This is a genomic window from Lysinibacillus louembei, from assembly GCF_033880585.1.
GTDB lineage: Bacteria > Bacillota > Bacilli > Bacillales_A > Planococcaceae > Metasolibacillus > Metasolibacillus louembei.
The window spans coordinates 2123513-2137717 of sequence record NZ_CP137624.1; the positions used below are offsets into that span (position 1 = coordinate 2123513).

General features: G+C 37.4%; 14 protein-coding genes. 9 read left to right on the forward strand and 5 right to left on the reverse strand.

Features of this window, described 5'->3' with window-relative positions:
* Nucleotides 1–8: 8 nt before the first annotated feature.
* Both R6U77_RS10475 and R6U77_RS10480 read left to right on the forward strand, forming a co-directional pair.
* Nucleotides 9–374, forward strand: a complete 366-nt coding sequence (locus R6U77_RS10475; protein WP_293928821.1) for a response regulator transcription factor — start codon at nt 9–11, stop codon at nt 372–374.
* Entirely contained in the window at nt 364–3201 is a 2838-nt protein-coding gene (locus tag R6U77_RS10480) for an ATP-binding protein (RefSeq protein WP_319835625.1), read from the forward strand. Before R6U77_RS10475 ends, R6U77_RS10480 begins: the two co-directional genes overlap by 11 nt.
* Nucleotides 3202–3251: 50 nt before the next feature.
* Here the strand turns inward: R6U77_RS10480 and R6U77_RS10485 are convergent, their stop codons facing one another.
* On the reverse strand, nt 3252–3947 hold the full coding sequence (locus tag R6U77_RS10485) for a hypothetical protein (RefSeq protein ID WP_319835626.1): 696 nt from the start codon (nt 3945–3947) through the stop codon (nt 3252–3254).
* 146 nt (nt 3948–4093) lie between these two features.
* Between R6U77_RS10485 and R6U77_RS10490 the strand changes: the two genes are divergently transcribed.
* From R6U77_RS10490 to R6U77_RS10500, 3 genes are all read left to right on the forward strand, one after another.
* Entirely contained in the window at nt 4094–4216 is a 123-nt protein-coding gene (locus R6U77_RS10490; RefSeq protein ID WP_293928827.1) for a hypothetical protein, read from the forward strand.
* A 92-nt stretch (nt 4217–4308) separates the two neighbouring features.
* Nucleotides 4309–4677 carry a hypothetical protein gene (locus R6U77_RS10495; protein ID WP_319835627.1) on the forward strand — a complete coding sequence of 123 codons (369 nt, stop codon included), beginning with the start codon at nt 4309–4311 and terminating at the stop codon, nt 4675–4677.
* 72 nt (nt 4678–4749) lie between these two features.
* Entirely contained in the window at nt 4750–5085 is a 336-nt protein-coding gene (locus R6U77_RS10500) for an S-Ena type endospore appendage (RefSeq protein WP_319835628.1), read from the forward strand.
* A 48-nt stretch (nt 5086–5133) separates the two neighbouring features.
* Here the strand turns inward: R6U77_RS10500 and R6U77_RS10505 are convergent, their stop codons facing one another.
* Nucleotides 5134–6189: a glycosyltransferase family 2 protein gene (locus R6U77_RS10505; protein WP_319835629.1), complete on the reverse strand. Its 1056-nt coding sequence runs from the start codon at nt 6187–6189 to the stop codon at nt 5134–5136.
* A 155-nt stretch (nt 6190–6344) separates the two neighbouring features.
* Between R6U77_RS10505 and R6U77_RS10510 the strand changes: the two genes are divergently transcribed.
* On the forward strand, nt 6345–7049 hold the full coding sequence (locus tag R6U77_RS10510) for a 3D domain-containing protein (protein WP_319835630.1): 705 nt from the start codon (nt 6345–6347) through the stop codon (nt 7047–7049).
* Between the two features lie 57 nt (nt 7050–7106).
* Here the strand turns inward: R6U77_RS10510 and R6U77_RS10515 are convergent, their stop codons facing one another.
* Genes R6U77_RS10515 through R6U77_RS10525 form a run of 3 tightly spaced genes read right to left on the reverse strand, consistent with a single transcriptional unit; the run spans nt 7107 to nt 10765 of the window.
* Nucleotides 7107–8198, reverse strand: a complete 1092-nt coding sequence (locus R6U77_RS10515) for a Ger(x)C family spore germination protein (protein WP_319835631.1) — start codon at nt 8196–8198, stop codon at nt 7107–7109.
* The gene (locus R6U77_RS10520) at nt 8195–9274 is read right to left on the reverse strand and encodes a GerAB/ArcD/ProY family transporter (RefSeq protein ID WP_319835632.1); all 1080 of its coding nucleotides are present in this window, start codon (nt 9272–9274) and stop codon (nt 8195–8197) included. The genes R6U77_RS10515 and R6U77_RS10520 overlap by 4 nt, the downstream gene beginning before the upstream one ends.
* Nucleotides 9275–9304: 30 nt before the next feature.
* Nucleotides 9305–10765, reverse strand: a complete 1461-nt coding sequence (locus R6U77_RS10525) for a spore germination protein (RefSeq protein WP_319835633.1) — start codon at nt 10763–10765, stop codon at nt 9305–9307.
* Nucleotides 10766–10908: 143 nt separating this feature from the next.
* On the opposite strand from R6U77_RS10525, the gene R6U77_RS10530 reads away from it, so the two are divergent.
* The 3 genes from R6U77_RS10530 to R6U77_RS10540 are packed head-to-tail and all read left to right on the forward strand — an operon-like array spanning nt 10909 to nt 14121.
* Nucleotides 10909–11661 carry a metallophosphoesterase family protein gene (locus tag R6U77_RS10530; RefSeq protein ID WP_319835634.1) on the forward strand — a complete coding sequence of 251 codons (753 nt, stop codon included), beginning with the start codon at nt 10909–10911 and terminating at the stop codon, nt 11659–11661.
* A gap of 18 nt (nt 11662–11679) precedes the next feature.
* Nucleotides 11680–12111 (forward strand): OsmC family protein, encoded by a 432-nt coding sequence (locus R6U77_RS10535; RefSeq protein ID WP_319835635.1) that lies wholly within the window; start codon nt 11680–11682, stop codon nt 12109–12111.
* A gap of 12 nt (nt 12112–12123) precedes the next feature.
* Nucleotides 12124–14121, forward strand: coding sequence for an ABC1 kinase family protein (locus R6U77_RS10540; protein WP_319835636.1), 1998 nt, complete (start codon nt 12124–12126; stop codon nt 14119–14121).
* The last annotated feature ends 84 nt before the right edge of the window (nt 14122–14205 follow it).

Genomic DNA, 14205 nt, shown 5'->3' on the forward strand with positions numbered 1-14205 from the left:
GTATAATTATGGCAAAAATTTTAGTCGTAGATGATGAAGAAATTTTACGCATGTTAATTCGAGATACGCTAGAGGATATGGGCTATGAAATTGATGAGGCAGAGGATGGGCCAAGCGCTTTGCAAAAGCTAGAGGAAGCAAGCTATGATGTAATGCTACTCGACTATATGATGCCAAACTTAACAGGTATTGAAGTCATTGATAATTTGCCATCAAATGTAAGGGAGCAGCTAATAATCATTATGCTAACAGCAAAATCGCAAGAGGCAGATAAGCAACGGGTGTTTGAAAAAGGGGTCGATTATTTTATGTCGAAGCCATTTAGTCCAATGAAGTTAGCGGAGTTAGTAGAGGAGGCTTTAAATGCCAAATGAATCTACTATATTGAAAAAGAGCATTCGCAAGCAATTTCTTCACACTTTCTTGCTTTTAACGAGTATTTTTTTACTATTTATTTTAGTATTTTATTTTTTAACAAATGCTCGTAACCAAGCTTTGGAGGAGCAGCAGGAAGCAATGATGGAGAAGGTTATTATTATCGATGGGCTGTCAGATATTTTTCATGACATTTTTTTTCGCGCTCGAGGCTACTATTCGTTTAAAAATGAGCAGGAATTACAACTGTTATATGAGGACTTAGACTTCTTAGATGAACAATTGAGAAAATATGGAAACATGGAACTGTCAGCTGATGAACGTGCTTTATATGACGAGTTGAATGAGTTTGCTGCAAATTATCGTGCCAACATCTTGCCAACAGCGATTTCCTATGTGCAGGCAGATGATTATGAGTCGCTTCGCAATTTATCAAATAGTGGAGCTAATGATGTGGTGAATCGGCTTGTCAGCTATACAAAATCCTATAAAGTGCAAACGAATGAGGAGTTAAATAATTTATTTCGAAAGACCATTCATAGAGTAGAAAATATCGCCTTGTTCTCTTTCTTGTTAAGTATAGGCATCATTCTATTGATTGGCTTTATTACACATCGAGTAACGAAAAAATTAATTAGCCCAATTGAACAATTGACAGCAGCAACAAATGCCTTTGCAGAGGGAAGGCCTTTCGCTGTGAAAAAATTGGAAAAAATGAATGATGAATTAGGTGTGTTAGCAAATGCCTTTATCAATATGACAAAATCAATTCAAGATAAGGAGGAGGAGCTAACAACACAAAATGAAGAGCTGTTAATGCAGCAGGATGAATTGCAGGAAAACCAATTACAGCTCCAGCGCTCATTAAATCAGCTTGAAAAATATAATCAGCTAAATCATGCTTTAACTTTTACATTGAATAAGCAGCAGCTTGTCGAAAACCTGCATAATTATTTAAATGATGTATATCGCTTTGATGCGAGTATTTTAATGTGGCTTGAGGGAGATGTGCAGGATGCAAAAGGCTTAGCAGCTAGCTATGCCGCTGAAAGAATGCATAGCTTAGATGCTAATAAGCTGACACGTCTGGAGGAGGAGAAGTCATTTATTATTAAACGTGAGGTAGATGAGCTGGCACGTGGCATAGCTCAAACTCCGTATTATGCTTATGATATGTATGCATCCATTGTGAATGCACAAGGGAAGCTTGTAGCAGTTTTAATGGCAACTCGCGAAGGGCATAACTTTGCGGAGGATGAACAAAATGAGCTGAATGGCTTGCTGAAACGTGTATCGATTGCCTTTGATCGTATTTTAATGTATGAAGAGGTTGAGCGCTCAAGGCAGCTAAGTAAAAATATTATTGAAACAATTAATGAAGGCTTGCACCTTGTTTCAAGTGAGGGCGATACATTATTAATTAACCATGCATTTGAACAAATAATGATCATGCCACAAACAGAGCAGCCATTTATGAAAAAGGTATGGCTACAAAATTTTGAGCTACTTTGCAAGGAGCCACGACCATTGCTTGAGTTTTTTGAAAAGGCGATTGCGGAAAGCTTTGAGGATAAGCGAACATTGCGTTACGCATTAGCATTTGAGCAGGATACGTTTGTAGAGGTGTATGCAACATGTCTATTTGAAGGTAACCAAAAAATTGGTACGATTTTTGTTCATCGCGATATTACGAAAGAATATGAAATTGACAAAATGAAATCAGAGCTTGTAAGCACAGTAAGTCACGAATTGCGCACACCACTTTCCAGCATACTCGGTTTTACAGAGCTACTTTTAACAAAAACGTTAAAGCCTGAGCGTCAGCAAAAATATGTTGAAACGATTCATAAGGAGGCGCAGCGCCTGACGAATTTGATTAATGATTTCCTAGATTTGCAGCGAATGGAGTCGGGCAGACAGCAATATGTGATGAAGCCATTGCAAGTAAATGAAATTGCAATGGATGTAATTAATCGTTTTCAGCATGAAAAGAATCACCATATTCATTTAATTGATAAAGCACGCAATGTTATTGTAAAGGCAGACGAGGAACGATTAATTCAAGTATTTTTAAATATTGTGAGCAATGCGATTAAATTTTCACCAAATGGTGGGGATGTGGCAATTTTACTGGAGAATAAAGAGCAAATGTTACAGGTTGCTATAAAGGATGAAGGAATCGGTATTGCAACAGCTGATTTATCCGATTTGTTCCAAAAATTTAAGCGCATTGATAATAGCGCTAGGCGGAAAATTGGTGGAACAGGACTTGGCTTAGCGATTTGCCGTGAAATTATTTCAATGCATAATGGCGATATTTGGATTGAGTCTGTGGAAGGAAAAGGGGCAACCGTGTACTTTACATTGCCATTAGATAATGAGTTAAGCATATTGGAGGAGCCTTCACATTTCTCAACTTCACAAGGTGCGAATGTTATGATTGTAGAAGATGATGCTAGCTTAGCCTTACTGTTATCAGAGGAATTAAAAAGTAAAGGCTTTACTGTTGTTTATCACAATAATGTGCAAAGAGCATATGAAGAAGCATTAACTACACCATTTATCGGCATCGTTGTTGATTTAATGTTAAGCGATGAGATGAGCGGCTGGGAATTGATTCAACAGTTGAAAGAAACAGAGCAAACAAGCAAAATTCCAATTGTTATTTCCTCAGCGTTAGATGAAGTGGAGGAGTTAGTGGAGAAATATGGGGTAGCAAAATATTTAACAAAGCCATATTCGCTAGAAGAGATTTCAAAGGCACTTGTACCATTCCTGATGTCGCAGGAAAATAAAGGCGATATTTTGTTCCCACAAGAAGATTGATTGTAAGAAGGCTGTCCGGAAAGATATTATCTTTTCAGACGGCCTTTTGTTTAAGAAATACGGTGACATGACCACACCATCCCTGCGGAGTTTACCCCACCTAAATTTAATCCAATTGTTAATCCATTTGCTTCGTAGTATAAATCAATCGTATCCCCAGCGTTTAATAATAAATCCCCCGCAAGTGTGACAGTACCATTTCCTAAAATAGCACGTAAAGTTAGTAAAGTGACAGACACGTTTAATAAAGGAAATAGCCCGCTAATAACATTTGTTGAAGTGTTACGTCGCATATAAAATGCAGGGTTAATGCCACTACCTAACGATAAACTAATGATAGCAACTGTAGAATAGTTTAACGTTGCTGCAAATGAATAGCGCCCTGTTACAGGCACAGTGAATACACCTGTTGTTGGATTGAATCCGCCTGTTGAATAGTATGGAGCTGTGACAATCCAGTTCGTAATAGCTGTTGAGCTATTTGTCACTAAGGAGCTTTTAAAAGCAGAAAAGCCTTCTGTGAAAGCAGGACCTGTTGCACCAGTAGGCCCAGTAGCGCCGGTAGCACCTGTTGCACCAGTAGGTCCGGTAGCGCCGGTAGCACCTGTTGCACCAGTAGGTCCAGTAGCGCCGGTAGCACCTGTTTCGCCAGTAGGTCCAGTAGGTCCCGTATTTCCTTTACAGCCTAATGCCCGATTACAATTGCAATTTTTAGAAGCGCATTTTTTGCAATTTTGTATGTCCACCTAAATTCCTCCTCCCTATTATGTCGTTTAAATTAACTTATTCGCATGATTTAACAAGGAGGCGGACAAAGAAACTATATTTGTTAAAAAGCTCTTCATAAAATAGATAACGATCGTATGTATAAAATAGGGAGGGGGGATAATTAATGGACATGACCAAAATAGAAAAAGGAAAGCCAGTCATACTATTGGATGAAGAGGGTCAGCCTTTAACTGTTATAGGCTTTTCGCCACATTGCCCATTTATTTCGCATTTTTTTCACTTATAGCTGTTGCTGAAGACGGTCAGTGTGCCATATTTGAAATCCTTTTTCCATGTTGCTGTAAGAAAAAGCTAATTCATACGAAACAAAAAATTATTGTGGATCTAGCTTGCTTTTGCTGTGTAACAATTTGCCAGCCAATTGATGATAACTACGTATGTCATACGACGATACGTGAGAAAATATGTACGACAATTTCGGGTAGCTCTGATAGAAGTCCAAAATTTATATGGCTAAATAATATGCCTGATGTAGAAAATGTAGTGACAGTGAATGTATGTACAACGCAGCCCTTCACGATGAAAATTTATGAACAAGAAGGCATCTTTTCAACTATAGCGGTTGATGAAATATGTAAAGCGTTCACAATGCATAATATTTTATTAATAGAAATTCAATCCCATGCTAATAGTACAGTGGAATTGACGATTACATGGAAGAAAATAAAGAACATTGAGCTTGCATAGTTCGGTTGACCGATGTATCAGCATAAATAAAACATACAATAGCAATGACTTTTAAGCAAAGGAGGGGAAAGCATGGCGAAATTAGGAAGCTGTTGCGGTAATAAAACAAGTGTACACGACTCTGTCTGTCAAGATTTAACATTAGCTGATGAGACACCAGTAACAGTATGGGAAAATTCTACACCATTTGCGATTAACGGAACAATTTTAGTGGAAAATGCGAGCTCATCAACTGGCGATGTAACACTATCTGTAACAAGTAATCCCGCAACACCAGCAATTGCAGCAATTGCACCAGGTAATTCTGTATCAATAACTGCTAATAATATTACTGAAATTCAATTAGCAGGTACAGCTACTGGAGTAGCTAATGTGAAAATTTCTTATTCATTGAACTATAATTTCTAGTATGAAGCTGTGTGGAGTCTACTTCCACACAGCCTTTTGAATTCAGCACTAGTTATCGCTGCTAAACAGCTGTTGAAAATACTGTTCATTATGCAATATTTGAGGATGCTGAGGAGAAAAGTTTTTTGCTTGCTTATGATGCTCGTAAGCAAGCGCATATTGTTGTAAACGATCGTAGAGTACACATAGCTGTAAATGAGGTAGCCATGTGGTAAAGGTCAAATTGCGAAATGCTGCATGTGTAGATTCTGTAATGGATAAAGCTTGCTTATACCAATAAATTGCCTGCTGATTTTTGTGCTGTTCCATAAAATAAAAGCCTAAACGACAGCATGCTTCAGGGCGTGGGGAATCAAATGTAAGGCTCCTCACAACAGCTCTAATAGCATTTGCTTCATTTTGTAATGCGTGATGACAATCCGCCAATTTAAAGCAAGCATGTATGCAGTCCTCAAGCCAGCCTTGCTCTGTTGCTAAAAATTTCTCATAGTAGTCAACAGCTTCCGCATATTTCGCATGATCTTTTAATTCATTGGCATAATAATAAAGGTCGCGTGGTGAAAATGCTTCGCCAGCTTCAAGTAATCGCTCATAAATCGCGATATTGCGCGCAGCATCATGGCTTAGTGGTCGATGACAAATTGCAATATCACTATTGATAATGGTACCATCTACCGCTAAGTATTCATGAACAGCACCGATCCATTGGAATTGACGTTGTCTTTTCACAAGACGATTTCGTCTCAAAGAATGAATAACTTTTTCTTGCTCATCGAAATCGAGATGATAATCCATTGATACAGCATCAACCGCAGTCGATAATGTTGATTTTAGCTGCTGTAATTTTGTTTGATTGTCAATTGTTAAGATATCATCTGCATCAAGCCATAAAATATAATCCTTTGTTGCTTGTTGAAAAGAGAAATTACGTGCAGCGGCAAAATGATGAATCCATGGAAAGTCGAAAATTCTTGAAGTATACTGAGCCGCAATGCTTTTTGTGGCATCCGTTGACCCAGTATCCACGATATTAATTTCATCCACAACCTGTTGAATAGAATCGAGACATCTGGTAAGTACTGCCTCTTCATTTTTTACAATCATACATAAGCTAATCGTAATGCAGGCACGTCACTCCTTTTAGGAATTTGGAAGAAAAGCGGAGAATATGTCATTTTTTTAAGAAAAATGTTTATTTTCATTTATATGCGGTAACACTAGTTGAAAATTCATTGCATCCATAAAGGAGGAGCATTATTTTGAAAACTAAACTAGTGATCATGAGCTTGGTGATGTCGTTTTTGTTGCATATAACAGCAATTTATCCAATGGCGGCAATTCCGTTGCCTCTCAGCGGTGATTTACCTATCGACTATAGCATTCATATGTGGGATGCGTTAAGCATGGAAGACTCGCAAGAAACAGGGCCAACGATTTATACTGTAGAAGAAGGAGATAATTTATATCGTATTGCCTTAACACATGGTGTACCACTTCAGTCATTAATGGCTTGGAATGATATATCGAATACGTTAATTTTCCCTGGTGATGAGTTGACGATTTATAGCGATGGGGACGAGCCTATTAGAGCTGAAGAAGAAAAGGTCGTAGCAGTTGTATCACCAAGTAACAAAACGAAAGAGGAAACTGTCGAAGTATACGAACAGCAGCAAGGTGATGAAATGGTTGTTACAGCAACTGCCTATACGGCTTATTGTGAAGGCTGTTCAGGTACGACTGCCTACGGTATCGATTTGCGAGCAAATCCAAATCAAAAGGTTATTGCTGTTGACCCAAGAGTGATTCCACTTGGAACAAAGGTATGGGTAGAGGGCTATGGAGAAGCAATTGCAGGTGATACTGGTGGTGCGATTAAAGGGCATAAAATTGATGTCTTCATTCCAGAGTATGAAAATGCGATGCAATGGGGTGTCAAAACAGTCAAAATAAAGGTTTTAAATTAATCCACATAACAATTAGGGTGTTGAGGAAACTCAACACCCTAATTTGTTTTGGTTTTATTATTTTAATGTCCCCATACTAACGATAATTGTCCTCACTTGCACATCTACTTCTAATTTGCTTAACACATCCTCTGTCATAGCGCGTGTCCATTTCCCTCTCGTATGCTTACGGAAGTTTTCGCTTAAACCAATTGGGTCAATTTGCTGTTCATTTAATTTTTTTATAAATGCTTCAATGTCTTGTGCTAGCTGTTCATTAATTAAGTGTTCGATTTGATTAATTTCTTTCCAACTGTTTAATTTATCTGTATCCTCAATACGATATTCGCTTAAGGTGGCTTTAATTAGTAAATGGGCAGTGAGCTTTGGCTGCTGATTATCTTTATTGCTGTCTATTTTACACTTGCTTTTAACGAGATTAAGTAATACTTTTGTTTCATTAGGTACATCAATAACAAGTGGCGCAAGATTTTGTCTACAAAGCAGTGCTTGAACGTAAACCGCTTCATTAGGTGGAATGACATCTACCATCGCATCCTCTTTGAACAAGGCAAAGCCTGAAATTTCAACGTTATCACCGTGCAATTCAAGATATGGAACGATAGCATCTCTTGTAGGGTTTGTTGTCGCATAAATAAAGTCGTGAATGTTAGTGTTAGGATTAAACGCTGTGTTTAAGCTAGGAAGCAGTAAGTCATTTAAATAAAAATTAATATTCGGCTTATCAGGGTATTCAGCATATAGAAGATTTGCTGCTTGATCTTTAACAACCGCAATAAATGCTTTATTTCCTACTTCGGCATTGCGATAAATATGTTCGATTATTTTTCTCGGCTGCCCTTTGCGAGCGAATTCCTCGCTAATTAAGATAACACGTAATTGGTTCAATACGACCTTTCGATCAGATTGTGCCTCTATTTTGACAATCCCTTGTGATACCAAATCTGTTTCTACAGAAAATACTTTCGTATCCTTTTCTGCTTCCTGTGAATATTGCGGAATAGCTACAGTTAGTTTTGTGACATTTTCATCAATATAATCAAATGCCATAATCCCAATCATATCGACTTCTTCTATTGGAATTTTTCGTTCTTCAGAGCAGCCAGCGACAAATAATAGAAGAAAAATAATCAACAATTTACTATTCATTGATGCACCTGCTTTTTTCGAAATAAATAAATGATAAATAAAAAAATAGGCCAAAGAAGGAATAAATAAAATATATAGTTATTGATCGTAAAGATTTTTTCTTTCAAATGCTGAGAAAGAGGTAAAATAAGTAGGATAAAAATAATTGCAATTAAAATATATAAAGGAATGTGTGACTTCGGTAAAATGATTGTTTTGAAGCCCTCGTTTGCCGCCCACAAATATAAAGCGACAGTAGAATAAACTAAGAAAACCCATAGTGTCATTCCGATAATATCAGCGCGTTCAATAAAGGAATATTCACCAGCCTTAAAAATATTTAGAACAGCAAATTCCACATTGCTTAACTGCCATTCAGAAAAATACATAACACTTACACTTGTAGTAATTAACATTAAAAAACCAGATATCCAAATGCCTATCGTTGCATATTTGAAGGCGCTTTTTTGCTGAATAATAAACGGAAAATAAAATAGGATAAGTTCATATCCTAAAAAAGATACGTAGCCTTTTTTTGTGGCCTCATAAAATTCTGGAAATGTAAAATTGAATATAGGGAAAAAATGACTAAACTCTCCTTTTTGCACGGCCCATTTTATCAGCAATAACATCGGTAATGTAATAAAAAATGTCATAATTGAAAAGCGTGCAATAGTAAAAATACCACCTTTAACTAAATAAATAAGTAATATTAAAAAAAAGATAACAGGGAGAGGGATTGTCTGTTCAGGCAATGCCGTACTTTGAATGAGTAGCATATAGCTATTAATAGCATCCACGCAAATTATTACAAATATAATAATGAGTAGAATATTAAAGAACTTTCCAAGCACCTTTCCTAATAATATTTCATTTATTTGAAATAAATTATAATTAGGAAATTTAGAGCTAAGCTTTACCATTGGCCATAAAGTGATTGTGGCAATACAAGCGAAAAAAAGTGGCATAAACGCTTGACTATAGCCCATGGAACTTAATTTCTGGGGGAGCTGTAAAATGCCTGTTCCAATTAAACAGCTCTGTACTAAAAATAATACATGCACTTTCGTTAATACTTTCTTTTGGGTTATTTTCATGTTTTATTCATCCTCATTTTAGCAAGTGCATTAGCTTTTTTGACTTTTAGAAATACCCATTCGATTTTTTAAAAAATTCATTGGAAAGCGAACCACACTATTGAATAAATCTGTCCATTTACGTGGAATAAAGGGCGCTATATAAGGCTCTCCTAACGAGCGAATGCTTAATAAATGGATGATAAGCCATGCAAATGCTAACATTTGTCCAAACAAGCCGAATAAGCCTGCCGCAATAATAAAAAAATAACGAACTAATCTACTTGTATTGCTCATTAAAAAAATAGGAGGTAAAAAAGATAGTAGTGCAGATGTTGCCACAAGCACAATTAAAATATTACTAATTAACCCTGCTTCAACAGCCGCTGTGCCAATTACGATACCACCAACAATACCAATTGTTTGACCAACCTTTGCGGGCATTCGTGAACCTGCCTCACGTAATACTTCAATAATTAACTCAATAAACAACACTTCAAACAATGGCGGAAAAGGCACCTGACTTCTAGATTCCTGTAGATTCAACAATAGCTCATAGGGCAATAATTCAGGGTGAAAGGTCAATGTTGATATATACATCGGTGTAATCATAATCGTTAAAAAAAAGCCAAAAAATCGTAGGGAGCGTAACAATGTAGCGGTTGTCCAACGATTGTAATAATCCTCAATCGTAGTAAACATTTCGAAAAAAGACGTCGGACATATAATGACTGTTGGACTATTATCCATTAATAAAGCAATTCGCCCATCTAATAAATAGTGTGTAATGGTATCAGGTCTTACACTTATATAATATTGAGGAAAAGGAGAAAGAGGATTATCCTCAATCAGCTGTTTTAACACCGTAATATCTAATAATGGCGGTACCTCAATTTGCTGAAGGCGTTTTCTCAGCCTTTTCAACAACTTTTTATTGACGATATTGTCCATATACATAATCGAAATTTGATATTGGTTTTGAGAGCCGAGGCAAATGCTCTCGTTTTTCAAGGAATGCTCTTGAATACGTCTTCGTATCAATGAAATATTTGTTGTTAATGTCTCTGTAAATGCATCTTGCGGACCGATGACAGTTGATTCAACCTCTGTCTCTGCAATAGCACGAACCGGTGCACTATATGTGTCGAGTGCTAAAAACTGCTTTGTTTCATGAAAATATAAAATTGTATAGCCTGCATTAATTTTATTTTCAAGCTTAGCAATTTGGTTATATGCTAGTTGCTCAGCAGTTTGTTGAATTTGATGTATAGAGTGAGATAACGGTGCAAGCACGACTGCTTGTAAAGTCATTTTTTCAATAAGCGAGCTTGAAAATATAATGGTTACAGGCCCTTCACTCGTTAATTTTCTTTGAAAAACGATATCGCTAGAATGATCGGAGAGGAGCTGTAGAAGCTGTAATGTATATTGCGCATTGCTGCTATATTTTGTATTGATTTTTTTACGCAACTTACCAGATGAAGTTCGAATTATTATTTTCAATAATACCATTCGCCTTTCCTTCTTGATTATCATAGTTTAGACTGTTTATAGAAGTTGTATACGATAATAATTAGAGAAAATACTTTTGAAATAACATAGCACCAGTATTGAGAGGCAATAATTTAGGAATAAAGTTGTGGAGAGATGGAAAAATGGAAAAGGTGTTTGTCATAGCAGATATACATGGTCACTATAGTCAGCTAGAGAAATTGTTAACACAATGGCGGCCAGAGGAAGAGCAGCTGATATTTTTAGGAGATTATATCGATCGAGGGCAGGAGAGCTTAGCGGTTTTACAGAAAGTTAAATCACTGACAGAACAAGGTGCTATTGCATTAACAGGCAATCATGAGCAGTTATTTTTAAGATGGCTAGCTGATGTTGAGTATACGCATTACCTAGGAAATAATATCGGTGGAACAGCGACGATTACTAGCTTCCAGCAACCCGAATGGACTGCAAATACACCTGAGGAAACAGCGCAAAACATTACACAACATTATCCTGAGCTAGTACAATGGATGAAAGCTTTGCCACTATTTTATCGCTGGGATCAATATTTCTTTGTGCATGGTGGCATTGACCCTGAAAAAGAGGATGCAGCACAAACAGAGCCACGCGATTTAATATGGATTCGCGATAAATTTCACCATACACCGCATGTGGCAAAGGAAACCGTTATATTTGGGCATACACCAACACCTTATTTAAATGAAGACGGCACAGGAAAGCTATGGATTTCTCCTTGTGGTAAAAAGATAGGTCTTGATGGCGGTGTCATTATGCAAGGTGGTCAATTAAACGGCATTGTATTAACACAAGGAACGAATGAAATCATTGTGCACTCTGTTATGGGAGATCACTTAACAACGGTAACTAAAATGCTTCCAGCAACGTCTTGTTAATAATAGGAGGGATTAGCTATGCAACATACATTTGTTTTACAGACGAAATGGGATGGTGGAAGGAATGCAGTAGGTGATTTGCAGGCACAGCGTTTACAGACGCAAATATCCATTCCACCTGAAATGGATGGCCCAGGCATTGGAACAAACCCAGATGAAATGCTGCTAGGTGCAGCAGCAACATGCTATATTATTTCGCTTGCAGCCATGCTGGAAAGAGCAGCTATCAAGGCGACAATCGATATGCAGTCAGATGGTATTGTCGATGTAACGAATGGCGTTTTTACATATCAACAAATTATTCATAAGTTAACGCTCAAGCTTGCTGAGCGCACAGAGAAAAATGAAAAAATGGCAGAGCGACTTGCATTTAAGGCAGAATCTACTTGCATGATTAGCAAGGCATTAAAAGGCAATGTAGAGGTATTGGTGAAATTAACGATCGAGTAAGGAGAGAAGAAGATGAGCGGCTTACATTTTGTTATACAAGTTGTGTTATTTTCCATCGTCATCTTTTTTCTGAGCGGACGTTTAATTGGCTCACAAGTTAATTTATTACGAAGAATTTTATCCGTTGTTTTAAGTGTTGCATTAACGACATTTGTTTTTTGGTACACATATGTACGAGGAACGGATTATTGGACAGGTGATATGGTGCAAAATGTCATCAATGTCGCAACATTGCTATGGGTCGGTAGTATGCTGCTGATTTCAATGTTATTTTATTTATTATTTGAGCTATTTGACCCGATTGCAATTGACGAAAATGGCGTACGCATCAAAGGAAGAAAATCCTTGATTATGCGTGTTATACAGCAATGGCGTAGGCAAAAGCGGCTACGGCAAGTTGTCCAAATTGCCGTAACAAACGGCATTACACGTACTGTGAAATATGCGCGCAATCGAGATAACGACCGTGAATTAGCGATTGCCCTACGTGATACACTAGAGCAATGTGGCGGTATTTTTATTAAATTTGGGCAAGTGTTATCAACACGTAAGGAATTATTTTCACCTGTCTTTATTGACGAGCTTGAAAAGCTACAGCAAAATGTTAAGCCTTTAACAGAGGAGCAAGTCAACGCTGTATTACAAGCCAACTTAGCACAGCCAATGGAAGAAGTATTTTCATACTTTAGTCAAGAGCCTATTGCAGCTGCGTCCATTGGGCAAGTCCACAAAGCGGTATTGCGTGCTACAAATGAGCAAGTAGCTGTGAAGCTGTTGCGCCCTGATGTGAAGGAAATTATGCGAGATGATTTAAGCATTTTAGTAGAATTTGCACAATGGGTATCAAGCAAATCGATGTGGGCTGAAAATTTAGGCTTCCGCGATTTAGCGATTGGCTTTGCTTCCTCATTGATGGAGGAAATTGATTTTCAAATTGAAGCACGCAATACGCAGCAAGTTGCGAATGTACTGCGAGGAAGCGAGTATAAAGTTTATATTCCTAAAATTTATACACAATATAGCAATTCCAATATTTTAGTGATGGAATATATAGATGGGAAATCAGTTGCACAGGCAGACACATTATATGAGCATTTTCAAATTGACCGTCATTTGCTAGCGAAAAATTTATTTCATAGCTTTTTAGAGCAAGCTTTAGTGTCAGGCATTTTTCATGCAGACCCGCATCCAGGAAATATTTATATTACAAGCCGTACAGGGATGCTGACGATGCTTGATTTTGGTGCAGTTGGACGCCTTGCAGAAAAGCAGCAGGATGGCTTAAAGCAATTTTTAATTGGTATTGCCTTGAATGATGCCAGCGTAGTTTATGAGGGAATTACGGAATTGGTAGATAATGCGATGGAAGTGAATGAGGAAGAGGTGGAGCAGGCAATAGGGCAAGTGTTGCTGAAAATTTCCTATGCAGAGAATGTGCAAACAGATGAGCTAATCTATTCCATCTTCTCAATTGTCCGCGAGTTTGGCTTGCACTTTTATCCGTCTGTTAGTACTGCATTGCGTGCGCTTGTTACATTGGATGGGACGTTAAGCATAATCGATCCGAAGTTTGCCATTTTCCAAGAGGCAAGAGAGTTTTCAAGCCATTATATTGAAGCGAGCATGAAGCGCCCATTTAAAGAGCCCTTAGCGACAAAAAATCGCTTAGAGGAAGAGCTAGCACTCATTTTGCCAATGGTGAGAAAAATACCGCGCCGTATGAATAGAATGTTTAAAAAGATGGAGAGCGGTAAAATCATTTTGCATCATGATGTATTTTCGGATAAGCATAATGCGATGTTCGTGACACAATTATTTTCACGCTTTGTTTTGCTTTTTGTCGGCATTACATTTGGTATTATTTCAGTTGCACTGCTTGCCATTTCGCAATTTATGCATACAGCCTATGCTATTTATTTAAATACGATTGCTTATGTTGGGTTATTTTTATGTGCAATTTTACTTGTGCGTTTATCAATTCAAGCGATTCGTGATATGAAGAGAACATAGGTCAGTAACAAAAAGAGGCTGGGACAAAACCCATCCCCAAATTCAAAAGCCGGTGAAATTTTACAATCAGTAAAATTTCACCGG

Excerpts from the sequence above, each read along its gene's own strand:
- R6U77_RS10475 (WP_293928821.1), top strand. The coding sequence starts at position 9 with ATGGCAAAAATTTTAGTCGTAGATGATGAAGAAATTTTACGCATGTTA.
- R6U77_RS10480 (WP_319835625.1), top strand. The coding sequence starts at position 364 with ATGCCAAATGAATCTACTATATTGAAAAAGAGCATTCGCAAGCAATTT.
- R6U77_RS10490 (WP_293928827.1), top strand. The coding sequence starts at position 4,094 with ATGGACATGACCAAAATAGAAAAAGGAAAGCCAGTCATACTATTGGAT.
- R6U77_RS10500 (WP_319835628.1), top strand. The coding sequence starts at position 4,750 with ATGGCGAAATTAGGAAGCTGTTGCGGTAATAAAACAAGTGTACACGAC.
- R6U77_RS10505 (WP_319835629.1), bottom strand. The coding sequence starts at position 6,189 with ATGATTGTAAAAAATGAAGAGGCAGTACTTACCAGATGTCTCGATTCT.
- R6U77_RS10515 (WP_319835631.1), bottom strand. The coding sequence starts at position 8,198 with ATGAATAGTAAATTGTTGATTATTTTTCTTCTATTATTTGTCGCTGGC.
- R6U77_RS10520 (WP_319835632.1), bottom strand. The coding sequence starts at position 9,274 with ATGAAAATAACCCAAAAGAAAGTATTAACGAAAGTGCATGTATTATTT.
- R6U77_RS10525 (WP_319835633.1), bottom strand. The coding sequence starts at position 10,765 with ATGGTATTATTGAAAATAATAATTCGAACTTCATCTGGTAAGTTGCGT.
- R6U77_RS10530 (WP_319835634.1), top strand. The coding sequence starts at position 10,909 with ATGGAAAAGGTGTTTGTCATAGCAGATATACATGGTCACTATAGTCAG.
- R6U77_RS10535 (WP_319835635.1), top strand. The coding sequence starts at position 11,680 with ATGCAACATACATTTGTTTTACAGACGAAATGGGATGGTGGAAGGAAT.
- R6U77_RS10540 (WP_319835636.1), top strand. The coding sequence starts at position 12,124 with ATGAGCGGCTTACATTTTGTTATACAAGTTGTGTTATTTTCCATCGTC.